The 26,633-nt window shown below is 42.5% G+C and carries 32 protein-coding genes; 2 read left to right on the top strand and 30 right to left on the bottom strand.

Annotated features, from left to right (window positions below):
- Positions 1–315: 315 nt before the first annotated feature.
- From SST62_RS0108885 to rplK, 11 genes are all read right to left on the bottom strand, one after another.
- Positions 316–531, bottom strand: a complete 216-nt coding sequence (locus SST62_RS0108885) for a YozE family protein (protein WP_029187059.1) — start codon at positions 529–531, stop codon at positions 316–318.
- A gap of 5 nt (positions 532–536) precedes the next feature.
- Positions 537–995 carry a DUF1801 domain-containing protein gene (locus tag SST62_RS0108890; RefSeq protein ID WP_029187060.1) on the bottom strand — a complete coding sequence of 153 codons (459 nt, stop codon included), beginning with the start codon at positions 993–995 and terminating at the stop codon, positions 537–539.
- Positions 996–1,003: 8 nt separating this feature from the next.
- The gene (locus SST62_RS0108895; protein ID WP_029187061.1) at positions 1,004–1,924 is read right to left on the bottom strand and encodes a 2-dehydropantoate 2-reductase; all 921 of its coding nucleotides are present in this window, start codon (positions 1,922–1,924) and stop codon (positions 1,004–1,006) included.
- Between the two features lie 3 nt (positions 1,925–1,927).
- A complete protein-coding gene (cvfB, locus tag SST62_RS0108900) occupies positions 1,928–2,782 on the bottom strand; it encodes an RNA-binding virulence regulatory protein CvfB (protein WP_029187062.1) in 855 nt (284 codons plus the stop codon).
- Between the two features lie 126 nt (positions 2,783–2,908).
- Positions 2,909–3,466, bottom strand: a complete 558-nt coding sequence (gene frr / locus SST62_RS0108905) for a ribosome recycling factor (RefSeq protein WP_029187063.1) — start codon at positions 3,464–3,466, stop codon at positions 2,909–2,911.
- 27 nt (positions 3,467–3,493) lie between these two features.
- The gene (gene pyrH, locus SST62_RS0108910) at positions 3,494–4,228 is read right to left on the bottom strand and encodes a UMP kinase (protein WP_161942074.1); all 735 of its coding nucleotides are present in this window, start codon (positions 4,226–4,228) and stop codon (positions 3,494–3,496) included.
- A 166-nt stretch (positions 4,229–4,394) separates the two neighbouring features.
- Positions 4,395–6,035, bottom strand: a complete 1,641-nt coding sequence (locus tag SST62_RS0108915) for a putative polysaccharide biosynthesis protein (RefSeq protein ID WP_029187065.1) — start codon at positions 6,033–6,035, stop codon at positions 4,395–4,397.
- A 98-nt stretch (positions 6,036–6,133) separates the two neighbouring features.
- The gene (yghU, locus tag SST62_RS0108920; RefSeq protein WP_029187066.1) at positions 6,134–6,922 is read right to left on the bottom strand and encodes a glutathione-dependent disulfide-bond oxidoreductase; all 789 of its coding nucleotides are present in this window, start codon (positions 6,920–6,922) and stop codon (positions 6,134–6,136) included.
- Positions 6,923–6,925: 3 nt separating this feature from the next.
- The gene (locus tag SST62_RS0108925; RefSeq protein WP_029187067.1) at positions 6,926–7,213 is read right to left on the bottom strand and encodes a hypothetical protein; all 288 of its coding nucleotides are present in this window, start codon (positions 7,211–7,213) and stop codon (positions 6,926–6,928) included.
- Between the two features lie 94 nt (positions 7,214–7,307).
- The gene (gene rplA / locus SST62_RS0108930) at positions 7,308–7,997 is read right to left on the bottom strand and encodes a 50S ribosomal protein L1 (RefSeq protein WP_029187068.1); all 690 of its coding nucleotides are present in this window, start codon (positions 7,995–7,997) and stop codon (positions 7,308–7,310) included.
- Between the two features lie 40 nt (positions 7,998–8,037).
- Entirely contained in the window at positions 8,038–8,463 is a 426-nt protein-coding gene (gene rplK / locus SST62_RS0108935; RefSeq protein WP_002935890.1) for a 50S ribosomal protein L11, read from the bottom strand.
- A gap of 154 nt (positions 8,464–8,617) precedes the next feature.
- On the opposite strand from rplK, the gene SST62_RS0108940 reads away from it, so the two are divergent.
- Positions 8,618–8,986, top strand: coding sequence for a DUF3397 domain-containing protein (locus tag SST62_RS0108940; RefSeq protein ID WP_004194874.1), 369 nt, complete (start codon positions 8,618–8,620; stop codon positions 8,984–8,986).
- A 358-nt stretch (positions 8,987–9,344) separates the two neighbouring features.
- Here SST62_RS0108940 and SST62_RS0108945 read toward each other — a convergent pair whose 3' ends face one another.
- The 10 genes from SST62_RS0108945 to SST62_RS0108990 all read right to left on the bottom strand — a co-directional run bounded on the left by SST62_RS0108945 (position 9,345) and on the right by SST62_RS0108990 (position 19,888).
- A complete protein-coding gene (locus tag SST62_RS0108945; protein WP_029187069.1) occupies positions 9,345–9,731 on the bottom strand; it encodes a VOC family protein in 387 nt (128 codons plus the stop codon).
- A complete protein-coding gene (locus tag SST62_RS0108950) occupies positions 9,731–12,100 on the bottom strand; it encodes an FtsK/SpoIIIE family DNA translocase (protein WP_029187070.1) in 2,370 nt (789 codons plus the stop codon). Before SST62_RS0108950 ends, SST62_RS0108945 begins: the two co-directional genes overlap by 1 nt.
- A gap of 121 nt (positions 12,101–12,221) precedes the next feature.
- A complete protein-coding gene (locus SST62_RS0108955) occupies positions 12,222–13,580 on the bottom strand; it encodes a glycoside hydrolase family 32 protein (RefSeq protein WP_029187071.1) in 1,359 nt (452 codons plus the stop codon).
- Between the two features lie 17 nt (positions 13,581–13,597).
- A complete protein-coding gene (locus tag SST62_RS0108960; protein ID WP_029187072.1) occupies positions 13,598–15,208 on the bottom strand; it encodes an ABC transporter substrate-binding protein in 1,611 nt (536 codons plus the stop codon).
- A gap of 254 nt (positions 15,209–15,462) precedes the next feature.
- A complete protein-coding gene (locus tag SST62_RS0108965; protein ID WP_023369721.1) occupies positions 15,463–16,350 on the bottom strand; it encodes a carbohydrate ABC transporter permease in 888 nt (295 codons plus the stop codon).
- A gap of 9 nt (positions 16,351–16,359) precedes the next feature.
- Positions 16,360–17,280, bottom strand: a complete 921-nt coding sequence (locus SST62_RS0108970; RefSeq protein ID WP_029187073.1) for an ABC transporter permease — start codon at positions 17,278–17,280, stop codon at positions 16,360–16,362.
- 162 nt (positions 17,281–17,442) lie between these two features.
- Complete coding sequence (locus SST62_RS0108975; protein ID WP_029187074.1) at positions 17,443–18,429, bottom strand: LacI family DNA-binding transcriptional regulator; 987 nt, start codon at positions 18,427–18,429, stop codon at positions 17,443–17,445.
- Positions 18,430–18,532: 103 nt separating this feature from the next.
- The gene (locus SST62_RS0108980; RefSeq protein WP_029187075.1) at positions 18,533–19,072 is read right to left on the bottom strand and encodes a hypothetical protein; all 540 of its coding nucleotides are present in this window, start codon (positions 19,070–19,072) and stop codon (positions 18,533–18,535) included.
- Positions 19,073–19,450: a VOC family protein gene (locus tag SST62_RS0108985; protein WP_029187076.1), complete on the bottom strand. Its 378-nt coding sequence runs from the start codon at positions 19,448–19,450 to the stop codon at positions 19,073–19,075.
- Positions 19,451–19,534: 84 nt separating this feature from the next.
- Positions 19,535–19,888, bottom strand: coding sequence for a DUF2500 domain-containing protein (locus SST62_RS0108990; protein WP_029187077.1), 354 nt, complete (start codon positions 19,886–19,888; stop codon positions 19,535–19,537).
- Between the two features lie 143 nt (positions 19,889–20,031).
- Between SST62_RS0108990 and SST62_RS0108995 the strand changes: the two genes are divergently transcribed.
- Positions 20,032–20,838, top strand: a complete 807-nt coding sequence (locus SST62_RS0108995; RefSeq protein ID WP_029187078.1) for a peptidylprolyl isomerase — start codon at positions 20,032–20,034, stop codon at positions 20,836–20,838.
- 172 nt (positions 20,839–21,010) lie between these two features.
- On the opposite strand, the gene SST62_RS0109000 is transcribed toward SST62_RS0108995, so the two are convergent.
- The 9 genes from SST62_RS0109000 to SST62_RS0109040 all read right to left on the bottom strand — a co-directional run bounded on the left by SST62_RS0109000 (position 21,011) and on the right by SST62_RS0109040 (position 26,591).
- Complete coding sequence (locus SST62_RS0109000) at positions 21,011–21,700, bottom strand: 5'-methylthioadenosine/adenosylhomocysteine nucleosidase (RefSeq protein WP_029187079.1); 690 nt, start codon at positions 21,698–21,700, stop codon at positions 21,011–21,013.
- Between the two features lie 8 nt (positions 21,701–21,708).
- On the bottom strand, positions 21,709–22,029 hold the full coding sequence (gene macP, locus SST62_RS0109005; protein ID WP_002936700.1) for a cell wall synthase accessory phosphoprotein MacP: 321 nt from the start codon (positions 22,027–22,029) through the stop codon (positions 21,709–21,711).
- A gap of 10 nt (positions 22,030–22,039) precedes the next feature.
- Complete coding sequence (locus tag SST62_RS0109010; RefSeq protein ID WP_029187080.1) at positions 22,040–22,585, bottom strand: NUDIX hydrolase; 546 nt, start codon at positions 22,583–22,585, stop codon at positions 22,040–22,042.
- 8 nt (positions 22,586–22,593) lie between these two features.
- A complete protein-coding gene (gene glmU / locus SST62_RS0109015) occupies positions 22,594–23,976 on the bottom strand; it encodes a bifunctional UDP-N-acetylglucosamine diphosphorylase/glucosamine-1-phosphate N-acetyltransferase GlmU (protein WP_029187081.1) in 1,383 nt (460 codons plus the stop codon).
- Between the two features lie 274 nt (positions 23,977–24,250).
- Entirely contained in the window at positions 24,251–24,565 is a 315-nt protein-coding gene (locus tag SST62_RS0109020) for a hypothetical protein (protein ID WP_029187082.1), read from the bottom strand.
- 64 nt (positions 24,566–24,629) lie between these two features.
- Positions 24,630–25,103 carry an ASCH domain-containing protein gene (locus tag SST62_RS0109025; protein WP_029187083.1) on the bottom strand — a complete coding sequence of 158 codons (474 nt, stop codon included), beginning with the start codon at positions 25,101–25,103 and terminating at the stop codon, positions 24,630–24,632.
- Entirely contained in the window at positions 25,100–25,651 is a 552-nt protein-coding gene (locus tag SST62_RS0109030; protein WP_029187084.1) for a GNAT family N-acetyltransferase, read from the bottom strand. The genes SST62_RS0109025 and SST62_RS0109030 overlap by 4 nt, the downstream gene beginning before the upstream one ends.
- A gap of 12 nt (positions 25,652–25,663) precedes the next feature.
- On the bottom strand, positions 25,664–26,362 hold the full coding sequence (locus SST62_RS0109035) for a 3-oxoacyl-ACP reductase (RefSeq protein WP_029187085.1): 699 nt from the start codon (positions 26,360–26,362) through the stop codon (positions 25,664–25,666).
- Entirely contained in the window at positions 26,355–26,591 is a 237-nt protein-coding gene (locus SST62_RS0109040) for a DUF2829 domain-containing protein (protein WP_029187086.1), read from the bottom strand. The genes SST62_RS0109035 and SST62_RS0109040 overlap by 8 nt, the downstream gene beginning before the upstream one ends.
- Between the last annotated feature and the right edge of the window lie 42 nt (positions 26,592–26,633).

Genomic DNA, 26,633 nt, shown 5'->3' on the forward strand with positions numbered 1-26,633 from the left:
TACTCGGACCGCTATTACTGATGAATTGCATCAGACATTTGGTTTCAGAAGTGATTATCAAATTATTAGCGAAAAAAAGATGAAAAAAATTTTACAAGCGTCAAAATCGAGAAAAAGTACGCATTTTTGATATAAAAAGAAAACCTCTCTAAACCCTTGATATGCATAGGGTTAGGGAGGTTTTTGTCGTTTCAAACTGTCAAAGACGGGATTATATCAAAAAACGAACGATTCTTCCATCATTTATCGGTGCAAAGTATACAAATAAAAAAAAGCAAAATACAAATATGTATTTGCTTTATCTTCTTTTGCCCATCAATGTCCCAAATACTCTTCCCAAATGGCATCAAAATCCGACATGGAAAAAGCAAAGCTAGCCGATTCTTCCAAGAAACGACTGACCTCATCAAAGTCATCTGACTGCTTAGGAAAATCAGACTCATCAAAGGCATAATCCGCCAAGATTGCAACTGGTTCATTACTTTTTGGATTACGTTGGGTCATTAACCAAGAATAAAAACTTCTTCTCACAGCTCCTACTTTCTAATATGATGTTCTTCATAAAGCTCAATGTAACGCTCCATCGATATCCCTGTCACCAATTCACCAATCAATTCATATGGAATATTTTTAGGATTTTTCATACGGATACAGGACTTGCCCATATCCAATTTGGTAGGCACCTGTGCTTGATAAGCAGCAACGAACCAATCATTTAGTTCCTTATCCATAAAAATCCCCATGTGATAGAGGGCAATGTGGGCTTTTTGTGATGCCAAGGCCAAAAATGGCAAGGGCTCCCCTGGCGTGCAATGATAGCCATTTGGATAGGTTGTCAGGGGAACATAATAATTGATCATGCCTCCCAATACAGCTACTTCAAACCCATCCAGTAAATGATCAAGAATCACTTGATGCAAACGTTCAACAGCCTCTCTGCGATTGTCTGGTAAGGCAGCCATGTATTTATCTATCGTCTCAACTTCAATCAGCATGATTCCCCCTATCTCAATCCAAGCATACTTTCCTTGGCGTGAACCATGTCTGTTATCATCTGACAGTATGGCGTAGGGATGCCTGCTCGCTTGCCTTTGAATACAACTGCTCCATTCAGATAATCAATTTCTGTCTTTCGACCATGTTGGACCAAATCTTGATGCATAGATGGATAGTGATTGGAAGCCTTCTTCGAAGCATCAATCACATATTTCCAAATAGCTTCTTCGTCAATTCCATCTGCCTCAGACTTAGCAACAGCAATAAATTCTTTGAAAATCCCCTGTACTAGATTCAGTCCAGCCTCCGTACCAAATAATTCACCAATTGTACAGTCTAAAATGGTACAAGTCGGATTCATAGTCCCATTGACACAGGCTTTTTGCCAAATGGCATTGATAACATGATCATCGTAGGCCGCATTCAAACCAGCCTCATTAAACATATCAATGATAGCAGCTACAGACTGACCATCACCGATCATATTCTGAACGGAGATTGAACCAGGTCCTTCCAGATGCACATGACCTGGCCCCTTTAGACCTGCCAACCAAATGGTCACCCCAACCATGATACTCTCATCGGGTACATAACGGCGCATGGTGGTTGCATGTCCCAGACCATTCAACAGACTGAGAACCTTGGTCTCTTGACCAATTATCCCCTTAATATCCTGCAACATCTTTGGCAACTGATCCGCTTTAGTCAAGAGGATGATCAAGTCAGCCACTTGAGTTGCTTCGGTTGGCTTCATAATAGGCAGATGAACATTCTCATCAAAGTCGCCCGTCACCTTTAAGCCATTTTCACGAATGACCTCAATGTGAGCATCCCAGTTGTCCAGCAAAATAACTTCGTGCTTGGTTTTAGACAACTGATAGCCAAACCGACAGCCCATGGCACCACTTCCAGCAATATAGACCCTCATCAGCTAGATCAACTCCGTTCCAAATTCATCTTGCTTGACCTTACCAGCCTTCATCAAGCCACCTAGAGCCTTTTTAAATTGTCCCTTGGAAATACCAAAGGTAGTCTTGATGTCTTCCGGAGCAGACTTGTCGTTCAAGGTCATAAAGCCTCCATTACTCTCCAGATAAGTCAAAATCATCTGGGCATCATTTTCCAACATCTCAAATGAACGTGGTTTAAGAGACAAATTCAAGGTCCGATCGACAGCTCGATAGCCAATCACACGCGCTTCCAAAACCTGACCCAAACGCGGCTCAGTAAAGCGTTCGCTCGGATGAATAAACCCAAGCATATTGTTGTCTGGTAGGTAAACAAAAGTCCCATTCATTTTCAAACGATAGACAATCGCTCGTAAGTTTTGGTTCTGCATATTGTCATAGGCAGGTCCAGCCATTTTCTGAAAATCTTCCTGAAAGGCCGGCAGGGCCCAGATACGATCTTTCTTATCCACATCCAATTTGACATAGAGCTGGTCGCCTTTTTTAGGCCAGAGTTCCTTAATTTCAGGCAGAATATCTAAGGAAACAACCACCTGCTTATCAGGAAGACCAGTGTCCACAAAGACACCCAAGTCCTTACGTACCTCTGTGACAGTTCCCCAACCAAAGCTGGTACGACTCGCCCCAACTTCCTTAGTTGTCAAACGGAGTTTTTGTTTCATATCGGTATAGGCAAATCCCTTAACAGATTGACCTAGACTATGTTCTCCTTCATCCTTAGAAAGAGCAAAGGTTCTACCCTCTTTTTGGACAAAGTAAAACTGATCGTTTTCGTCAGTCACTAAACCAACGATATACTGTGCTAATAAATCATTCATGATTTTTCTTCTTTCTGACTAAAAGAGGGGAGTCTTGTCTAACTCCCCTCCATTAGATTTCTTATTTGGTCATCACTTCCGTTAGACATGTTGGTGATGATTTTTGATGGAATGAAACAAAAGAGATTAAACTTCCAACAATTCTTTTTCCTTGTCAGCAGTCATCTTATCGATTGTCTTGATGGCATCGTCAGTGACTTTTTGAATATCTTTTTCAAGTGTCTTCAATTCATCTTCAGTGATTTCCTTGGCTTTCTCAGCTTTTTTAGCCTCATCCATGGCATCACGACGGATATTACGGATAGCAACTTTAGAATTTTCACCGACTTTTTTCACATCTTTTGCCAAGTTCTTACGCGTTTCTTCTGTCAATGCAGGAATAACCAAGCGGATAACTGTACCGTCAGACTGTGGTGTCAAGCCAAGGTCTGAAGCATTCAAGGCACGCTCAATATCTTTCAAGATTGACTTATCAAACGGTGTAATCAAGAGCACACGCGCTTCTGGAACAGTAATACCTGCCAACTGGTTCAAGGGAGTTGGCGCACCGTAGTATTCTACTGAAATACGGTCCAACAAGCTAGCATTGGCACGACCAGCACGAATGTGGCTGAATTCACGTGCCAAACTCTGATGAGATTGGTTCATACGCTCTTGGGCTTTAGCAATAATTTCTTTAGACATAAGACTTCCTTCTTTATATTTTATGTTTTATTTTTCTTCTGAGGAGTTAGAAACCGTCGTACCGATTTGTTCACCAAAAACAACTCGTTTGATATTACCAGGTTCGTTCATGTTGAAGACTACCAAGTCGATATCGTTGTCCATTGACAGCGTAGAGGCTGTTGCATCCATGATTTTCAAGCCACGACTAATCACTTCACGGTGGGTCAATTCATTGAATTTAACCGCATTGGCATCTTTCTTCGGATCGGCATTGTAGACGCCATCCACACCATTTTTAGCCATCAAAATGGCATCGGCTTCAATTTCTGCTGCACGCAGGGCTGCAGTTGTATCTGTTGAGAAGTAGGGTGAACCAATACCAGCACCAAAGATGACAATGCGACCTTTTTCAAGGTGACGAAGGGCACGACCTCGAATATAAGGTTCCGCTACAGACTGCATAGCAATGGCTGTCTGAACACGTGTATCCACACCAAGTTGTTTGAGGGAATCAGCCATTACAAGAGCGTTCATGACCGTACCAAGCATACCTGTATAGTCTGCCTGCACACGATCCATGCCAGCTTCAGCAGCAGGTTCACCACGCCATAGGTTTCCTCCGCCAATAACAAGCGCAATTTGAACACCTGATTCTGCCACTTCTTGAATTTCCTTAGCCATTGCTTGAACAGTTTGGATGTCAATACCAACACCACGCTCACCAGCCAAGGCCTCACCAGATAGTTTGATTAGAATACGTTCGTATTTGGGTTTCATCATCTCTCTCCTCTATTTTATCCCTACTATTCTACCACAAAAACCGTTTTTTTTATACTGAAATCTCCAAGAAAAAAGGAAAATCCTCAACGAACTTTCCTTATCACATTCTAAAACGCCTCTTTTTCCCAGCTTTTCAATAGTAGAAAATAGAGATTTTTAAAACAAACTAGCCTAGGCGCAATTTCCTCCGTAAACTCTGAGCCCGACTTCCAATTAAACGATCTAGCTGACGAGTCTTCAATGTCAAGATGACAAAAACAAACATACCTGCTCCACCTGCAACAGCCAGGTGGATAAAGCTAGATACATAGCCATTTGCTGGAAGGATAAGATTCAGGACAAATTCAATCCCCCATACAACGAGTCCCATTACGATAGAAATCCAACTAATGGTCGCAATATCTTTTATCACTAGTCTTTCATCAATATGCAGAACCTTGTCAATTCGTCTATAGAAGAGGTACAGCATAATTCCCAACCCAAATATCGTTGAGATAAAGCTACCATATACCTTAAAGACATAGATCATTGGTACTTGTAAAACGATTTTCACTAGCATCCCAATCAAGAAATAATAAATCGCTCTTCTATTTTCAAATATCGCTTGAATGACTACACTAATGACAGAATATAGTCCCAGAGGTAAAATTAAAAATAAGTTCCAAATGAATAGAGTAATGGCGATCGGCTCTGACGGTCCATAAAAAATCGTATAGAGTGGCCCAGCTAACAGGACTGTTCCAACAATTGCCGGTATAGTGAATATAAAGAGTAATTGTAGATTATCCGCCACTAAATGAGACGCCACCTTCAAATCTTTCTTGACAAATTTCTCTGTAATCAATGGAATAGCAACACTTCCCAAACTCAGTGAAATCCCGATAATCATCATCGTAATCTTACTTGGATTGGCAGCCATATACGAATAAAGTTCCAAAAGTTCCGAATTACTGTAATTCGTAATTCTTTCCATAACACGAATAAATGTGACTTGGTCAATAAACTGCAATAATTGAATCGTTAGACCTAAAATGATAATTGGAATCGCATCTCGAACAGTTTCCTTAATAAGTTGACCTGTATCCAAAGAAATCTTTTGTTTCTTAGCATGAAGCAACTTACCAAGGTAACCTTGCTTCCATAAAGTATAAACTAAAATCCCAACACTAGCAATCATACCGACAAAAGCTGCAAAGGTAGATTGGACAACTGCTTCAAGATAGTCACCGCTACCCAACTTCATAATCATAAATGTTGCTGCCAGTATCCAGATAACCCGTACCAACTGCTCTGCAAGCTGGCTGATCGCATAGGGCTTCATATCGTGCCGACCTTGGAAAAAACCACGCAAGATACTCATGGCTGGGAAGATAAAGAGAGGCGGGACTAGACTATACATGACTGGAAGTAACTTTTCCTTCGACCCCGATGCGTCTGCCAACCACGGAGCACTTAGATACATGACCCCTGCAAAGACAGCTCCAAAGACCAACATGAGCTTGAAGAATTCTCTGACCAAGTAAAGCGACACCTCTTCTTTACCCAAGACATTGTATTTAGCTACTTGTTTGGCAATAGCTGTCGGAAGACCAGCTGTTGAAATCAATAAGAAGTTGGCATAGATTTGATACCCCATACTAAAGAGAGCATTGGCTTCAGCTCGATATTCCCCTAACCAAATATACCAGGGAATAACATAGGCAACACCAAGCAGGCGACTCAGGAAATTACCTGCTGTTAACCAAGCCATCCCTCGAACCATTTTTTCTTGTTCGCGGGTCTGACCAGATTTTGTTTGTTCAGACATGATATTTCTACTTTCTATTAAAATAACCCTTTTATTATAAACTTTTCTGAATCTAATGTAAAAGAAAAACTCACCTTTTAGAGGTGAGCTAAAAACGACTACTCTTCAATTGATTGATAGTCTACATGTAGACCACGTTGTACTGCTGAACGCTGAGCTATTTTTTCAACCCATGCTTTTAGAGCTTGATAGGAATCTACATCCAGAAACTCTGCTGAACCTGGATATAGTTCTCCTTGCACCAATCGTCCATACCAAGACCAAATAGCGATATCAGCAATAGTATAAGTGTTACCTGCTACATATTCTCTAGTCGCCAATAGCTGATCCAAGAGATCCAGCTGACGCTTAGTTTCCATTGTATAGCGATTAATCGGATATTCTTGCGTTGTCGGAGCGTAATGGAAGAAATGTCCAAATCCTCCACCAACAAATGGAGCGGCGCCAGTTTGCCAGAAGAGCCAATTAAGAACCTCTGTCCGCTCTGCCCATGATTTTGGCAAAAAGGCTTCAAACTTTTCTGCCAAGTAGAGGAGAATATTGGCTGATTCAAAAACGCGAACGGGTTCTTTTTCAGAATAATCTACAAGCGCAGGAATCTTAGAATTTGGATTGATACTTACAAAATCAGATCCAAATTGGTCACCCTGGCCGATATTAATGAGAAAAAGATCGTAATCAGCATCTGAAATACCAATTTCTCTTAGTTCTTCCAGCATGATAGCCACCTTAATACCATTTGGAGTGCCCAGAGAATAGACTTGGAAGGGCTTATCTCCTTTGGGTAAGGTTTGCTCAAAACGGCTCCCTGCTGTTGGACGGTTGCCTGCTCGATTGTCATTTTCGTCTTCCCACTTCCAAACGAGTGGTTTCGTGTAATCTGTCATTTTTTATTCTACCTTTCCTGGGATAAAACTTGCCATTCGATACTGATTTTGAAGTTGTTGAATGTAAAGAGAAAGTTGAACCAACTCTTTTGGTGCATGGCAGGTCAAGGCTGTCAGCTCTGCATTGACATAGCGTCCCAATCGTTCAGCAAGTAAGTAGAGATTGTCAGCTTGATCAAGCTCTTTTGCTGTCTCAAAAACCTTTTCACGCAAAACGGATGTGATAGCATCATCTGGTAGCTGGTAAACTGCCGAAAGATGACTATAAAATTCTTCACGGGTCGCCTTCATAGTTGCCTCCTCAACCACTTTTTACATATATTATAAAGTCGAATTGATTGAATGTCAACTAAAAAAGATTGCCCTAAGACAATCTTTCTATTGATTAAAGTGAGTTAGGATCAACTTTGATACCAACACCTTGTGTTGTAGTGATAGATACTGAAGTCATGTAAGTACCTTTAGCTGTAGCTGGTTTAGCTTTAGCCATTACATCGTGGAAAGCTTTGAAGTTTTCAACGAGTTTGTCAGCGTCAAATGATACTTTACCGATAAGAGCTTGTACGATACCTGCTTTGTCAGCACGGTAAGTGATTTTACCACCTTTAGACTCTTCAACTGCTTTAGCAACATCCATAGTTACTGTACCAGTTTTAGGGTTTGGCATCAAGTTACGTGGACCAAGTACACGACCAAGACGTCCAACAACAGACATCATATCTGGAGTTGCGATAACAACGTCGAAGTCCAACCAACCACCGTTGATTTTAGCAACGAGATCGTCTTCACCAACAAAGTCTGCACCTGCAGCTTTTGCTTCTTCTGCTTTAGCACCACGTGCGAAAACAAGAACGCGTGAAGTTTTACCAGTACCGTTTGGCAATACCATTGCACCACGGATTTGTTGATCAGCTTTACGTACGTCGATGTTCAAGTTGTAAGCAACTTCAACTGACGCATCAAATTTAGCGAAGTTAGTTTCTTTTGCAAGAGCAACAGCTTCTTCTACGCTGTACAATTTTGTGCTGTCGATTTTTTCAAGAGCAGCACGCAAGTTTTTGCTTTTTTTAGCCATTTTATATGTCTCCTTGTAATCAGATAATCTTGGGTGCTACTTAGTCAGTAACAGTGAATCCCATAGAACGAGCAGTACCTTCGATCATACGCATTGCAGCTTCAAGAGATGCAGCGTTCAAGTCAGGCATTTTAGTTTCAGCAATTTCTTGTACTTGTGCACGAGTAACTGTTGCAACTTTAGTTTTGTTTGGTGTACCTGAACCTTTTTCAACACCTGCAGCTTTTTTCAAAAGAACAGCAGCTGGTGGTGTTTTAGTGATGAAAGTGAATGACTTATCTTCATACACAGAGATAACGACAGGGATAATCATGCCAGCTTGGTCAGCTGTACGAGCGTTAAACTCTTTTGTGAATCCCATGATGTTGATACCTGCTTGACCAAGTGCTGGTCCGACTGGTGGAGCTGGAGTAGCTTTACCTGCAGGAATTTGAAGTTTTACGAGTTTTTCGACTTTTTTAGCCATGATATAAAATCCTCCTATTGTGGTTTTGGCGGTAATTAAAGATTTTTACCTCCCACAAATATGTGTTTTACACATACCTTTTCATTATACACGAATTTCAAAGAAATGCAAGCTTTAGGTTTACTTTTTTTCACATTTTTTATAGAATGAATGTATGTTTGAATCGATTATATTTTTAAAAATAGTAGCCTTTCTATTTATCTTTCTAACCTTGGCCATTTCGATAATTGCTGTCAAGTTTTTTAGGTTGCAAAACCGAGGATGGAACTTTGCAGACATTGCCTTTCCTCTCTATGCAATTGAATTTTATCTGATTTCGGACAAGGCCTACTATAACAGTCTACTGCCTCAGCTTGTCCTAGCCCTCTCACTACTAGCGATTGGTCTTTGTGGTTTCTTCCTTTTAAAGAAAAAGAATTTTTTATACCGCCGTTTCTTCAAGGTTTTCTGGCGAGCTAGTTTTATCTTGACCTTTTTAATGTACCTAGCTTTAGTTATTGCGGTCTTCACTTTAAAATCCTAAAATCGTCCATCCTTTCATAGATGGCATAATAAATCCCCATTGCAGGCGCAGTGGGGATTCTTTTTTATACTAAATCAGACAAGGCGACGTAGATGTATAGTCGAATGAATTAGCTTTCAGACAAGGAACTGAGGTGCAGGTTGCTAGCACAGCCTAGTGGCTGTGCTAGGTTGGAGATATAACTTGCAAAGCAAGTCACTTCTGCAGAGTACGGCAAGCCGAAAGTGACGATGTATCAAAGTTAATTCAAATGACTATAGATAGAATCAAATCAAGTCAACAGCGTATGATTTTGATTTTCTAAGAGTATTAATTAGTTGTCATATTGATAGGCCTCTCTGGACATGAAAAGATGGACTTATTCATGAATTTCTAGAGGGAGGCCATCTGGATCAAAGAAGAAGGCCATTTTTTTACCATCAAAATCATCTGTTCGCAGGACTTCATGTCGGATGTCCAGACGGTCAAACTCTTCCAGACAGGCTTCCACATCTGCAACCTGGAAGGCTAGATGGCGTAGACCTGTATGTTCAGGATTGGGCATGGCCGGACGCATTGGTGCATCTGGTTTGATGAAGATTTCCAAGACCAGATTTCCTTTTTTAACATTGAAGAGAATATCATTTTTTTCTGGGCGAATATGTTCATCCACCTGTTCAAAGCCTAGTTTTTCAACATAAAATTCTCTTGTTTTGTCATAGTCACTACCGATAATTGCAATATGATGAACTGCATCAAATTTCATTATTGTGTTTCCAATACCTTTCTAGGTTTTGTTCCTTCAGCTGGACCAATGACACCCGCTGCTTCTAGCTCTTCCATGAGGCGTGTTGCCCTGTTAAAACCAACAGACAAGCGTCGTTGAATCATAGAGGCGCTGGCTTTTTGTGTCTCAACTACCAAGGCACGTGCTTCGTTGAAAAGTGGATCTCCTCCAGCATCACCAAAACCTGCATCGCCATCACCTTCTGCCACTTCACCTGGATCAAAGGATTCATCATAATCTGCATCTGCCTGATCCTTGATAAAGCCAACTATTGCTTCTACATCATCATCGGATATAAAGGAACCTTGCAAACGGACTGGATGGTTTTCATCAATCGGTTTAAAGAGCATGTCACCGCGACCCAAGAGTTTTTCAGCACCGTTTTCATCTAGAATCGTCCGACTGTCTGTACCGCTTGATACGGCAAAGGCGATACGAGATGGTACATTGGCTTTAATCAAGCCTGAAATAACATCAACAGATGGTCGCTGGGTAGCAAGAATCATATGGATACCTGCTGCACGAGCCTTCTGTCCCAAGCGAATAATGGCATCTTCCACTTCCTTGCTGGCTACCATCATCAAGTCTGCCAACTCATCTACGATTACCACAATGAGAGGAAGTGGAATCTGTTTCTCTTCTGAACGGCTATTAAATTCTTCGACCTTCGCATTATAACCTTCCAAGTTTCGGACACCAATTTGGCTAAACAACTCATAGCGTTTCTCCATTTCATCCACTACTTTTTGAAGAGCTCGAGCAGCCTTGCGTGGGTTGGTCACAACGGGAATCAATAGGTGGGGAATATCATTATAGACCGATAACTCGACCATTTTGGGGTCAATCATCATGAACTTAACTTGGTCTGGACCAGCTTTCATGAGAATTGAAGAGATGATACCGTTGACAGCAACAGACTTCCCTGAACCAGTTGAACCAGCCACCAATAGATGGGGCATACGTGCTAGGTTAAAGGAACGGACGGAGCCATTTACAGCCTTACCGAGAGGAATTTCCAGAAGCTTGTCTGGGTCTGTTTTAGATTGTTCCCAGAGCTCACGGAAAGGTACTGTAGCCACTTCGGAGTTTGGAACTTCAATACCGACCAGAGATTTTCCTGGGATAGGAGCTTCAATACGGACATCTTTAGCCGCAAGAGCTAGAGCCAAGTCATCAGCTAGGTTAGAAATCCGATTGACTCGGACACCGACTGCTGGTTTGACTTCATACTTGGTTACCGATGGTCCAATCTCAGCACGCTCAACCACCACCTTGATTCCAAAACTGGCAAAGGTGTCTTCTAAAACTTTAATATTCTGGCGAACAATCCGTTTTTCATTGGACTGACTCTTAGCTTTTATAGGAGCAAATAAGTCTATGGACGGAAGTTTATATGCTAGTCTCTGCTTAGGCTTGAAATCAATCTGCACATCTGCCTCGTCCGTCTCAAACTCATTTGGTTCAGAATCCTGGCTTGCCGAGTTTGATTGTGCTGGTTGGTCATCTTCTGCCAACATGACTGGGAATTCATCTTCTATGTCTAAGTGGTCATATTCTGAAATAATCGGTACTTGAACAGGCTCTTCTTCTAGGATTTCACCCGTTTCTAAATCGACATGTCTATCTACCAGTGCCAAAGCCCGAGCTGACTCTTCCTCTTCCTCTAGACGAAGGCGTTCCTCTTCTAGACGAGCTAATTCTTGCTGACGTTTTTCTTCTCGTTCTGCTTTCTTCTGTGTTCGAAGCTCTGCTCTTTTTACCTGCGTCTCCGCCAACTTATCTTTGGCAACCGCCAAGCCATCGGCAACATCATAAACAGACCATGGGCTTACAAAAAAGATACCAAATGCTATCACTAGAAGACCGATGAAGAAGGAACCGACATTTGCAAAGAGGAAGGAGACTGGCAGATAGAAGATGCTTCCAATCATCCCTCCGCCTAGAAATGCTGTTACCTGAAACTTAGCTAGGTCTGACAAGGCCAATTTTAGAGTATGACCGAATAGGTCACTCCCTTGATAGGTCCAGTCTAAATAAGCCTGAAATTCAATTAATAACCCGATAACAATCAGCCAGAAGCCCGATATGGTCCCTTCTCTTTCGCGTAAGATTTTGGGAATAAGAAGGTAGATAAATGCACCTGCCAATAATAGATAGGCCAGACTACCAAATAATAGTCGGAAAATATTGTAGCTGGTCACTCCAAACACACCTAGGCGACTGGCTGCAAAGGCAATGAATAAAAGCCCCAATACTCGAAGGGTGATATTTTTAACACGTTCTTGCTGTGCTAATTCTGCCTTGGTCGGTCGCCTAGTCGCCTTTCCTTTTTTACTCGTTTTTGCCATAACTTCCTCTACTTTCTCAATCTCTTTATTTTATCATAATTGGGAAGAATTTTCATGAAAGAAAAAGCCCTGCACAAGCAGGACTTCTCTTGGAGTGAAAGAATAATTTAGGGGGCAAATGTTAGAGAGGTTTTAGACTGGTCTGACCTTCTACATAGAAGGTTGAGGTCAGGGTTTCTTGACCATCGTTAACAAAAATTTCCAAACAGTTGGTATCAATCAAGACCAACAAGTCTGTTGCATTGACAGTCATCGCCCGACGGACAGTTGACCATTCCTCTTCACCAGCTTGCTGGATTTTGAGAGAGCTACGGTCGATATAGACTTCTTGTCTTTCTTTATCATAGCCAAATTGAAGATAGTCTTGGTCAGTCCCCAGTTTCAAGTCTAGACTGTCGTCCAGTTTGAGTGAGAGTTTACTTGGAACTTGAATAACTTGACCGATTTCAATGTCGTCAAAGCTGTTCCAGATACCTGCTGGCAAGACCTGTTTGAGTCCATTTTCACTTTGCTTAAGTAGACGAGGTAGGGTCATTTGACCATACCACTTATGTCCCAGATCATTGGTTACAAGCGGACGGCCCCATGTATGCATCCAGGCTATCATGACACGATCCCCTTCTGGTCCTTGGGTTGTTTGAGCTGCATAGAAATCATGCCCATGGTCGATTTCCTTGAAGGAATCTGCCTCAAAGACTTTCTTGTCCCAGTCCACATGACCAGTCACAAAGATATTGGAATTGATATTGACAAAGTCATTGTCTTCTTTTTGATAGCGCATCGGCGAAACAATCAGGTATTCTTGACCATCTACTTCAAAGTAATCAGGACATTCCCAAACGTGACCTTGGTGGGCTTGACCTTTTAAGAAGATAGACTCAAATTGCCAGTCCAGCAAATCGTCAGATCCTAGTAGGACAATACAGCCGACACCGTCTTTATGCTTGGTCGCTACAACAGAATAGTAGCGATCATCTTTCTCGAAAATCTTTGGATCACGGAAGTCATTGGCAATGACTTCTTCTGGCAAGAGTTCCTCCGTCGCAACAGGGTTCTGTGCGATTTTTTCAAAATAAATCCCGTCTGTCGAATAGGCCATGTTCTGCACCTGACTGACAGAGCCGTCTTCATTGACGATATGACCTGTGTACATAAGCCAGAGGGTATCGTCTTTGACAATGGCAGAGCCAGAGAAACAGCCATCCTTATCGTATTCCTTGTCTGGAGCAAGGGCCACTGGAAGATGTTCCCAGTGGACCAGGTCCTTACTTTTGGCATGGCCCCAATGCATTGGTCCCCAGACACTTTCATAGGGATTGAATTGATAAAAGAGGTGGTATTCTCCTTTGAAATAGACAAATCCATTTGGGTCATTGATCCAGCCAATTTCTGGAACGAAATGACGTTTTGGTCTAAAAGTCGGATCAAGGGTTACTTTTTCTGCTTGAATATATGCATTGGCTTTTTCAACTGTCTTCACAGGCAGCCTCCTTTTGATTACTGATTTTCTTTGTACTGATCGTAGTATTTTTGCTTGATAGCTAACCAGTCAGAAAGACCATAACTTTCCAATTCTTTCAAGTAGCTATCCCACTCTTCTTCGATACCACCGTTGACAATCCATTCTGCACGTTTACGGTAGATGAAGTCATTCATATCTGCTTCGACTTGGGCAATCTTATCCAAATCTTCTTGTTCCATGAAGACACGAGGGTAGATATCGTCATTTGTCACATAGTCAAGATAGGTTTCATGCATCAAGTCCAAACGCCATTTGGCATCATCTGGCATGGTTGTCACTGTACCGTAGTATTCATCAAGAATAGCAAGCGGTCCACCAACTTCTGTCTTCTGACGCAATTCGCCTGGAGCTGTACCGTTCAATGGTAGGTGTTTAAGGCTATTGGTTGCAGAATCAAATTCAAAAATATTTTGCTGACTTTCATCACCATAGGTACCCCAGTTGTTTTGAACTGATTGGAGCGGAGCGTATTGGGCATCAATCCACTTGGCAGTTAATTCCAAGTTTTTATTAGCTGATGTGATGACCATGCGGTCACGTTGGAAGCCCATACCGTTTGTACGAGTAATGTGCTTGGTTCCATCAGGACCCGCCAAGACTGGCAAGATGTCATAGGTATCATTCATACCAGTGATATTTGCCTTGTCCCAAGTGAAGTAAACACCATAGAGATTTTCGCTTCCCTTAGCCAAGTAAGTATTCCAGTCATGCTCAAAGGCTTCTGGGTCAATGAGTCCTTTTTCTTGAAGGGTACGCATAAATTCAATACCTTCTTTGTAATCTTCATTGTCCGCTGTAAAGTCAACGGTACCGTCATTGTTTACGACGATATGTTCATCGTTATCACCGACGCCAAAGGCACCAAAGAGAATCTTGAAGTCTTCGCCGCCGTTACCGTTGACAAAGGACATTGGGATTTCATCTGCCTTACCGTTGCCGTTTGGATCTTTTGTCTTGAAGGCTTCCAAGACCTTGATCAAGTCATCTGTTGTTTTTGGCATGTCAAGACCAAGCTTGTCCAACCATTCCTTGTTAATCCAAGCAATATCGCTGACAGTATGGATAGACTCCTTGCCTTCACCTAGCTCTTCAATCCATGGGAATGAGTAGATATGACCGTCTGGTGCTGTAATCATGGAACGGTACTCTGGATTTTCATCCAAAATTTTCTTGAAGTTTGGCATATGCTCATCAATCAAGTCTTCAACTGGTACGATGACCCCTTGCTTCGCCCAGTTCATCAATTCCACATCAGAAGCCCCGTCATTATGTATAGCATCTGGCAAATCACCTGAAGCAATGTCCAGATTCCGCTTTTCACCAAAGTCAGATTGGTAATTGGTCCATTCGATATGAACACCAGTTTCTTCCTCTAATCGTTGGAAAATCAGCTTATCATTCGGATCAGCTGGAGCTAGGGGGGAGCTAGCTGTCATAAACTTAAGCGTAACGGATTTTTCCAAAGGGAACTGAACATCTGTCAATTCATAGTCAGGGCTTGATGCGGTATTTTTTGAACCACAAGCAGCCAATAAAACGGTACTTGCAAGAAGCGTAACAACTGTTTTTCCAAATTTGTGTTTCATCAGAAACAACCTCCTATAATTTGTAAATTGATTTTTTAGAATATCTTTCATTTTCCTTTTATTACTAGCTCTAAAGGTTTTGAGAACCTTTAGAGGTGGGAAATAGAGGGAACTACGTTCCTATCAAAAGCTGAAGACTGTACTAACCTACGGCATAGCGAGTTCAAATAATGTAACATTATTTGAAGCTAGAGATAAGGAAACAAAGTTTCCTCGTTCGTCGACGTAAGGAAAGAGAAAATGGAAGATATTTATTAACCTTTTAATGAACCAGCCATGATACCCTTATCAAAGTATTTCTGGAAGAATGGATACATGACAATGAGTGGCAAGCTAGAGATGACAATAGTCGCATACTTGATCATTTCTGCGATTCGTTTCATTTCATTCATGGCAGCCTGGGCCCCAATCATATCCTTGGCAGGCTCACTCTGAATGAGGATTTTCCGTAGCACGAGTTGGAGCGGTTCCAAGTCTGGATCCTTAATGTAAATCATGGCATCAAAGTAAGAATTCCATTGACCGACAAAGGCATAGAGGAAGAGGACAAACATAATCGGTTTTGCCAGCGGAATCATGATTTTCCAGAAAATCTGAAACTCATTGGCACCGTCCATAACTGCTGCTTCTACCAACTCATCTGGCAAGCCTTGGAAATAGGTCCGTGCCAAGATGATATTCCAAACATTGACTGCACCAGGGATAATGATAGCCCAGACGGTGTTCAACATTCCCAAATCTTTGACCAAGAGGTAGGTCGGAACAAGTCCGCCACCGAAGAACATGGTGAAGACCAGGAAGGCATTGATCCATTTTTTCCCAACCAAGTCCTTTTTAGAAAGGGGATAGGCAGTCATGACTGAAATGGCTACAGTCACAAAGGCAAAGGAGAAGGAATAAAAGAGGGAGTTGAAAAATCCACGTAGGATAGACTTGTCTGAAAATACCCGTTGGTAGCCTTCTACTGTCCAGTCCTTAGGATCAAAGCTAATGCCCTTGCTGACCAAGGCCTGCGGATCCATGAAGGATGCGACTAGGATATAGACCATAGGCACAACTGTTATGAGAACAAGAAATGCCAGCAAGATTTTATTGACAATCAGCATTCGCTTGTCAAATTTTGTGTACATTTGTGTATTCATACGAACCTCCTATAAGCCTTGTCCGTCGTTAATGCGTTGGACAATCTTATTGACTGCAATCAGCAGGATAATATTGATAAAAGCATTGAACAAGCCAACCGCTGTTGAATAAGAGTAGTCTCCTGACACCAAACCGATTTTATAGACATAGGTAGAAATAATTTCAGAGCTGGTTAGGTTGAGGGAGGTCTGCATTAGGAAGGCTTTTTCATAGCCAACGTTCATGATGCCCCCAGCTGCCAGGATAAATTGAATGACCATGACTGGTTTCAGTGCAGGCAAGTCAATGTGCCAGATTCGTTGGAAGATGTTGGCACCGTCTAGTTTAGCCGCTTCAATCAAGGCTGGATCAACATTGACCAAGGTAGCTGTGTAGAGAGTCGATGCCCAGCCCATTCCCTGCCAGATACCACTTAAGATATAGAGTGGTCTGAAGAAGTCTGGGTCTGTCAGGAAATTGGCTTCAATACCAAATAGACCAAGGATTGAGTTGACTGGTCCTCCTACTGAGAAGAAGAGGAAAATCATACCGACGATGACAACGACTGAGATGAAGTTTGGTGCGTACAGTACCAATTGAATCCGTTTTTTAGCCTTATCACTCAATAGTTGGTTGAGCATGATTGCCAAAATAATGGGCGGAAGAAATCCCAGAAGCAAACCGTAGACACTCAATTTCAAGGTGTTGGCAAGTAAGGTGCCGAAATTTGGAGAAGAGAGAAACTTGGTAAACTCTTCAAACCCAATCCACTCACTACCAAGCACCCCTTTTAAAGGATTGTAATCTTTAAAGGCAATCAAGACCCCGTACATAGGGATGTAACGGAAAATGAAAGTCAAGACTAATCCGGGTAATAACATCAGTAGCAAAAGTTTTTGCTGCTTGATTCTTTCCAATAGGCTAGCTTGTTGCAGTTTTGATGTTTTCATAAGAACTCCTTTTTTGAAACGTTTCAAAATTCTAGCTTTTAGAAAGAGGATATGTAACCCTCTTATTTTTTGAAACGTTTCATTTTTCTTGTAAAAATAAAACCAACTGTTTATTGATGATTTTATTTTATCATTGTAACCGTTTTCTGTCAATCCCTATTTTTAATTTTTTGTAGTTTTTCCTTCATGATAGGAAATCGGTAGAGTGACTTGTAGGGGGCGCTCTCTTTTCTCAATAATATCAATTAGACAGGCAACGGCTTCCTGGGCCATAGCCTCCAAAGGTTGTCGAATGGTGGAAAGTTCTAAAGAACGTTCGCTTGCCAACTGAATACCGTCATAGCCGATCACCTGCACATCTTCTGGAACCCGTCGTCCCAGTTTTTCCAAGACAGCAAGAGTATCTAGGGCTACAAAATCATTGATGGTGAAAATAGCGTCAACCTGTGGATTTTTAAGCAAAAAGGCTTCGACTTGATCGACAAAGTCATCATAAGGCTCTTCCAAGTCCAAGACCTGACAAGGAAAACCTGCTTCTAAAATCCGCTTTTCAAAGTACAATCGACGCTTTTTGGTTTCATTGATAGTTTTATTGTGCCCACCGATAAAGGCAAAATGGCGACCTCCTTTTGCAATCAAGGTATCCGCTGCCAGTTCCGCACCAGCTTGGTTGTCCGAACTGACACAAGGAATAGCCTTATTTTCATAGGTGCGGTCGATACTTACAAAAGGAATATTGGAAGACAGGTAATCATCAATGGGACTGTAGGTAATGGCAATAATTCCGTCAACCTTATTTTGCTGGAGCATGGTTAGGTAGTCCAGTTCGCGCTTGGGTCCTGAAATATTGCAAAGTAAGAGTTTGTAATTCTTCTTACTTAAGGCCACTTCGACATGGTAGGCAAACTCTCCAAAAAATGGATGCCAGACTGTCGGAATAATTAAGGCAATGGTTTCCGTCTTGTTCTTTTTCATCCCACGTGCATAGACATCTGGAATGTAATTTAATTCCTGAATAGCAGCCTGAACTTTTTCAAGGGTGCTTTCCTTAATACCAGGTTCCTTGTTGATAACCCGCGAAACCGTACCAACACTGACCCCTGCAACTCGAGCTACATCTTTCATAGTAATTGATTTTTGCTCTTCCATTGTTTGCTCCTTTCTATTTCGTTTTTGAAACGTTTCAATAGTTGATATTAGAATATCATTGATAGCGTTTTCTGTCAAGAAAAAATAGACCAGCCTTGCCAGTCTACATCTTCTTCTTTGGGTGTTTGTCAATGACTTCTGGATGATTTTCCAGAGCAGCTCTGCCTTTTTCCGTCAGGGCATAGCCGCGGACAGCAAAGTAGGGAGCTAGTTTCTCTTCTGTCAAGTGGTCCTTGAGGGCAGTGTCAAGGTCGGCCGCCTTCATCTTGGACAGACCGGTCACACCTTCTGCCTTGAGGATAGTCTTCTTGGCAGTGGAGGTGATGTGGTCCAGCGAATCAAAGGCTGACTCTAAATAAACATAGCCATCCGCCAACAACTTTTCCATGTGGGCAGGGCCATTGATGCCGTAGATGTACTCAAAATACTTGGAATAGGGCGTCGTAGTTGTAAAGGTACCAAAATTGACACGCCAGAGGAGGATAATGTCCCCTGCCAGCAGACCTTCTTCTAGCCGAATCATATTGCGTTTGGGAACGGGCTTGGCCTCCAAAAGCCAGGTCGCCAAGTCACGTTCAGGGGAAATATAGGGCTTGACCTCATGGTCTTTGTACATTTCTTCAATCCGATTCTGAATTGACATTTATTTTACCTCTTGTACTGCGTAATAGTTGCCTTCTTCGTCGCTAAAGTTGAAAGTTTTCATAAATCCAAGATCCATAACTGGGTTGGCATTGACACCGCGTTCGATAAATTCTTGGTAGGTTTTTTCAACATCTGCAGATGCCATCAAGATGGATGGAATACCAAGAAACATCTCTGGATGCATTTCAGCAACTACTGCCTTATCATGAAGAACAAATTGAACATTGCTATCTGCTTTTGGCGCGATAACATAAGAAACTTGCGGACCTTGTTCTTGGCGTTCTACACGCTCAAAACCAACTTTTTCATTCCAGAATTTTGCGGCTGCTTCAGGATTATTGACATACAGCATAACCTGTCCGATTGATTGAATCATTTTAAATACCTCTTTTGTGTTGTACGAATATCTGTTCAGACCATTATACACTAGGTAGGGATATTTTCAAAAGAAAAACGACTCTTAGAGCCGTTCAAAACCTAGGAAGCGAGTCCCCTGAAAATGCAGGCTGCCTACATCTCCCTCTGCCAAGAGGGCATACTCGTCTGAGCGTACACGGAACTCCTGCCGTCTTCCCTCCCATTCAAACGTTACATAATAATTGGTTCGTGCTACTTCGTTACCAAAAACATGAGTTCGTTTTGAGACAAGCTTGGCCCTGTAGGATTCTTTTGGGGCCTGATTGTTATGGTGCCATTCCATAAAATTTTTAATAATATGGAAACAAACCGTCGCTAATATGATTGCGGAAAAACTGTAGAAAAGGACCGTATGCCATACTAGGCTTCCATCTGGGGCAAACAAGTTCTCAAACATCATTATTCTCCTTTTCACATTTGTAAATATAGTATATCATATTATTGAATTGGATACACTTTTTATACTAGATAAAAATTGAAAAAATCCATATTTCATGGTAGAATGAGCATAATTTTGAACAAGACAAGAAAGGATTTTCAATGAAAAAAATACTAGCTCTTGCTCTGGCTTCGAGCATCTTGCTAACTGCCTGCACAAACAACTCGACAGCTAATAGCTCATCTTCTACAGCATCTAGCTCTAGTTCAAGCTCGACTACGACAGCTGACACAACTGCTTCTAGCCAATATGCCAAAGATTTGGCATACGCCATTAACAATCCTAAAGCTACATTCCCCCAACTTTCCAATGAAATTGGTGAAAATGAGGCTGCTGTTAAAATAAAAACAACCGAAGGCGACATCACTATCAAACTCTTCCCCGAGCAAGCTCCACTAACTGTGGAAAACTTTCTGACTCATGCCAAGGAAGGGTACTATAATGGAATAATCTTCCATCGTGTCATTAAGGATTTCATGATTCAAGGTGGCGATCCTCTTGGAAATGGTACTGGTGGAGAGTCTATCTGGGCTGGAAAAGATACTACTATCGATGATGGAAATGGTTTTAAAGACGAGATTTCAGCTTTCCTTTATAACATTCGTGGCTCACTTTCTATGGCAAATGCTGGTGCAGGAACAAATGGAAGTCAGTTTTTCATCAACCAAAATACAACAGACATGTCTAGTCAACTCTCTAGTTCTAGCTATCCTGGTAAAATCATTGATGCTTATAAAAACGGAGGCAACCCAAACTTAGATGGCAAGCATACCGTATTTGGTCAAGTCATCGAAGGGATGGACATCGTAGATAAAATCGCCTCTGTCGAAACAGATAGCAATGACAAACCTAAAACAGATGTAAAAATCGAATCGATTGAAATTGTTAAAGATTACACTTTTGAGTAACTATCGTTCTTTCGTCGATGTTTATTACTTCGTCAAAAAACTATATAGTCTTTTAGTTTACTTTTAGTACTAGGCAACGAGCCGCAGGCATAACTGGAGTTAGGCAAGGTGAGTTAACGACGTAATAAAAGATAAACTAAATGACGATAAAACCCAGTCACACGGCTGGGTTTTAAGCTTGTTCTAAAAAGGCAATCAAGGTCTGGGCAGAACGTTCTCCTGCTTGAATAATAAATTCATCAAAGGTGATATTGGCATCTCCCTGAGCTGTGTCACTCATGGCACGGATAACCAAGAATGGCTTACCTGTATTGACAGCTGCTTGAGCGATAGCTGCTCCTTCCATCTCTACGGCAAGGACTTCTGGAAAATGAGTTTTGATTGTAGCGATTCTCTCCTGACCTGCGATAAAACTATCACCTGTCACAATCAGCCCCTGATGGCTGGTCATTTCCTGCTCTGCCAGTACGCTAGTCAACTTTGCTAACAAGGCTTGGTCTGCTGGATAGTACAATTCCTGCCCTGCCATTTGCCCGTAAGCATAGCCGAAAGCCGTCACATCCACATCGTGGTAAGCCAATTGATTCGCTACAACCACATCACCGATGGCAATACCTTCGGCAACAGCTCCTGCCGAACCTGTATTGACAATGACATCAACCGAAAAACGATCTGCCAAAACAGCCACGGACATAGCTGACATAACCTTACCGATACCTGACTGAACAAGAACAACTTCATGTTGACCGATTCGTCCCTGATAGTAAGTTCGACCCAAGACATCGGTTTCAGTTGCATCTTGTAGATGCTCAACCAAAATCTTTAATTCCTGAGGCATGGCTGCGATAATTCCAAATTTCATCTCTTCTCCTAAATAAATAATACTGCAATGATAAACATTATCAGTAAGATGATGACCCAAAAAAGGATTTTGTTTACCTTACTGCGGAAAGCTTCTCGCTTGATGGTTTCGATACGGCGACTTTTTACTACAGTAGGTTTGACCGGGATTCGGATGGTTTGTCCCTCTTCATATCCCTGATAATCTTCTTCTAGATATGGATCGAATAGAGCATCATCCATTGATATATCCTGGTTTGGACGATAGTGTCCAAACTGGCTAGATTGGTCGGAATACTGTTTCTTTTTCACTTTCTCTAAAATTTCATCCGTCAACAAGGGCTTGCCCATTGCTAGTTTCCTACTTTCTCATGAGTTGTAAATATTGGATAGCCATGATGGTCTTTGCATCACAAACATCGCCAGTAGCCACCAAGTTCAAAGCCTCTTCCAAGGTTACCTCATGTAATTCGATCACCTCATCTTCATCCATTGGACGAGGATTTTCAACCTTGATAAGGTTATCTGCTAAATAAAGGTGAATTCGTTCATTACAGAAACCGATGGCTGAATAGAAATCTGCCAACAAGGTCAGTTTGTCACTAGTATAGCCTGTTTCTTCTTCTAATTCACGCAACGCAGCATCTTCAAGCGTATCTTCTTCGCCCAGCTCCAATTTCCCCGCCGGAATTTCATAAATAGTACGTTCAATGGCCTTGCGGTATTGTTTGACCAAAATCATTTTACCTTCTGGGGTAACGGCTAAAACGCAAACTGCTCCCTTGTGGAAAATGAGTTCGCGCTTACCAGTTCCACCATTTGGCAAGGCAACATCATCTACTACTACATCAAAAATGTGCCCTTTAAAAATTTCTGTCCGCTCAATGGTTTTTTCTTCAAAATTCATATGATTACCTATTTTTGACTTGGATGGAACGGAAAACGAGTCGCATAACCTTCTTTGTTTTCTTGACGACCACGACCAATACCGATGGCATCCTCTGGAATGTCTTTTGTAATGACAGAACCTGCAGCCAACAAGGCGTTGTCCCCGATAGTTACTGGTGCGATAATGGTTGAGTTAGAGCCAACAAAGGCATTATCTCCAACGGTTGTTTTAAATTTATTTTTACCGTCGTAGTTGACAGTGATGGTGCCAGCACCAACGTTAACATTATTGCCAATCGTTGCATTTCCTAAATATGTCAAATGACCAGACTTCGTTCCTTGACCAAGTGTAGAGGCCTTGATTTCCACAAAGTTTCCAACATGAACATCTTTTTTCAAGAGACTGCCTGGACGAATATGGGCGTATGGTCCTACCGTCACACCTTCTTCAATGACAGATTCTTCAATGTCTGAGTTGCTGATGACGACATCTGCTGCAATTTTCGCATCACGTACACGAGTACCATTGGTTAAAACAGTGCGTTCACCAATCACCGTTTGACCTTTCAAGACAACATTAGCTTCGATAACAGCTTCTGCACCGATTTCCACATCGATGTCAATATAGGTCGCCTCTGGATTGATAAATGTCACACCATTGACCATGTGTTTTTCATTGATTCGTTTGCGCATCACAGCTTCTGCAGTCGCAAGAGCGACACGGTCATTGACACCCAAACTTTCATCAAAATCACGCAATACATAGGCACCAACCTTCTCGCCTGCCTGACGGAAAATTGAAATAACATCTGTCAGATAGTACTCACCTTGGGCATTGTCCGTATTAATATCTTTAAGCGCTTCAAAAAGACGTTTATTATCAAACAAGTAGGTTCCTGTATTGATTTCTTTCACTTGTTTTTCAAAATCGTTGGCATCTTTTTGCTCAACAATTTTTTGCACTTCCCCATCAGCATTGCGAATAATCCGACCATATCCGAATGGGTTATCAGCCTGAGCGGTCAAGATAGTCGCAACGTTCTTGTGGCTGACATGGAAGTTAATGAGGTTCTTCAAGCTTTCTCCTGTAATCAGCGGTGTATCCCCTGCGATAACAAGGGTCTGACCTTCCAAACCTGCAAGAGCTGGCTCAGCCATCATAACGGCGTGGCCTGTCCCCAATTGTTCAGATTGAAGGGCAAACTCTGACTGCCCTTCGAGAACAGTCTGCACCAATTCTGACTTGTGACCGACAATGGTTACAGTCTTAGCGGGTTCCATGGCATCAACAGCACGCTTCACATGCTCCAACATGGTAATTCCTGCCACTTTGTGTAGGACCTTTGGCAAGTCAGACTTCATGCGAGTTCCCTTACCCGCCGCTAGGATAATTGCATAGTTATTGCTCATAGTTTTCTCTCTTTTCAATGATATACTCCTATTATAGCAAATTTTGATGTTTTTGGAAAATAGCAGAGCAGACTGCCAAGCTTTTAACTAATACTCAGTGTAAATCAAAATCAGACTAGCTCCAAAGATTCGGGAAACCTTTGGAGGTTGGAGATAGAGTGAACCCGTTCGTAACATTAAGGATTGGGGAAAATTTGGAAGTCGGAAATTGCTCGAACATAATTCGCTTCAGGCGTAGCAAACTATTTAGATATAAAAAAGGAGCCTGAGCTCCTTAGATTGTTAAATGAAGGCCTCGTTGACCATCTTCTCTTGCTTGCTCCGTCAGGGCTTTAAATTCCTCCCAGACAGGACGTTCTTGGTCTGTAAAACGGAGATTGGCGCCAGGCAAGCTAGCATTAGAAATGGACTGCACAAAGCCTGACAAACTGGTCTCAAGTGCCAATCCTTCCTTACTTGCCACATCTTCCTTGACAAGCTCAAGAACTGACTGCAACTTGACTGTCTTCTCTTTGCCAATCTCCTTCTCTTTTCCAGCCAGAATAGGAGAAAGCTGGTCCAATAAATTGATGACACGTTCCTTATCCATAGGAACCTCCTTGTTTAATTTTATATTATTATAATATAGATAACAAAAATAAACAAGCAAGGACCTACTTTTTAGGGTATACCAATTCAAATTCTTCACAGACGACTAGCATATCTTCTGAGAAGGACAGGCCTGCTTCTGCCAGCCAGATCGTGAAAAGCTCTTCATGGACCTGTCGCCAGTGAGCCAAACTTTTCTCTTTTACGACGGACAATTCCCCCTCCTGACGGAACTCGCCTTCCTTATAGGCGTGGTCCGCTGTCACTTGGGAAAAGGGGGTCACATAGACCTTGGTGGTCTGGATAATGCACACAGCTTGACCCTGTCCGTCAAGAATGATGTCATAGCCACCAGCTGTTGGAATTTCTTCTCCCTCTACTGCATAAAGGGCATGGGCAGAGCTGGTCGAAGTTTTTATGCCTCTAGCCACCAATTCAGCCAGTCGATCAGCTTCCGCCCCAAAAGCCCAGGCCTCTGGCTCAGGACCTGCTTGGAGATTGATGGCAAGAAATTCTTGCCAGAGTTGTGTTGGGGTCATGGTTTTTCCTTTCTAGAATACCATTCCTCTCTCGTCAACAGGCTCACTCGTTCGGTACGAACTTCATCAATGAGTGGGAAATGCACATCTTCCAAGAGGTATTGGTATACAAAACCCAGCTTTTCTTGGACACGCAGGGACTTACTATTTTCTACAAAAGCACAGCACCAAATCTTGTCTAAACTCAACTGGGCAAATCCGTAATCCAGTAGAACTTGGCTTGCCTCTGGTACCAGACCTTGTCCCCAAAATCCCTGTCCAAGCCAGTAGCCCAGTTCTGCTTCTGAATCTGTCAAATCAAGACCACTCTGCTTGCCAATCATGAGGCCGATACTACCAATCACTTGACCTGTTTCTTTCAGGACTAAGGCATAGGTTTCGGGCTGACTCAGGACAGTCTTGATGATTTCTTGACTTTCTTCCACGCTCTGATGAACAGGCCAACCCGCTGCAGGACCAACTTCTGGATGACGTGCTTCTGCAAATAAATCTTCTGCGTCTGTCTCGCTCCATGGACGAAGGAGGAGACGAGTGGTTTCAAGAATAATAGTTCTTCCTTTCTATTTCAAACTCCAGCCGCCGTCAATGGTGATAATCTGGCCTTGCATGGAAGCGAGTTTGCCAGTAGCCAGCATGTAGGTCAGCTCTGCTATTTCGTCAGGCTGGGTCCAGCGTCCGATAGGGGTCTGGTCTGCCACCCAGTCCGCCAAACCACCAGGCTCAAAATCCTTCTGAGTCATGCCTGTCTGAACGGCACCAGGGGCGATGCCGAAGACCTGTACCTTATCCTTGGCATAGTCCAAAGCCAACTGCTTGGTAAAACCTGACAAAGCGTGCTTGGAAGCAGTATAGGCTGAGCCCCCTCCTCCTGCTAGACTGGAGGCAATGGAGCACATATTGATAATGATACCAGACTGTCTGTCCACCATTTGCTGCAGATAAGGGCGGGTTAGTCTTGTCACCGCAAAAAAATTCACCGCGAAGATGCGAGCTAATTCTTCCTCCTCAATATCTAGGTGGGGACGGTAATCGTCTAGAATGCCTGCGGTGTTACAGAGAGCATCAACTGTCTGGCACCATGAAAAGACTGGGCTTAAATCGCCAGTCAGGTCCAACTGTAGAAAGTGGAAATCACCTGCCAAATCAGGCTTGCTGGCCTGGTCAATCCCGTAGACACGCCAGCCATTTTCCAAAAAAATCCGCGCTTGTGCAAGGCCAATGCCACTAGAAACGCCGGTGATAAGGGCTGTCTTAGTCATGGACTTCTACCCAGTCGGTCGCAAGGACGTCGCAAGGGGTCGGGCTCCACATGGAGAAGCCTTCGCCCACGCCCGTCACGTTGATAAGGAAATAGGGCGTCGCCTCCAGCTTTTGCCCGTGAACCTCAATGGTGTCAAAGAGCTGAACGTAGTTCTCCGCTCCGCCCCAGCCTGTGCGAACGTACTTTTTCTTGGCCTTCAAGCCTGGTAAAATCTCTTCAAATGTCATGGTTTACTCCTTTGTTGTCTTTCTATCTTTCAACCATTATAC

The sequence above is a fragment of the Streptococcus suis YS56 genome (assembly GCF_000440115.1).
Taxonomy (GTDB): Bacteria; Bacillota; Bacilli; order Lactobacillales; family Streptococcaceae; genus Streptococcus; species Streptococcus suis_L.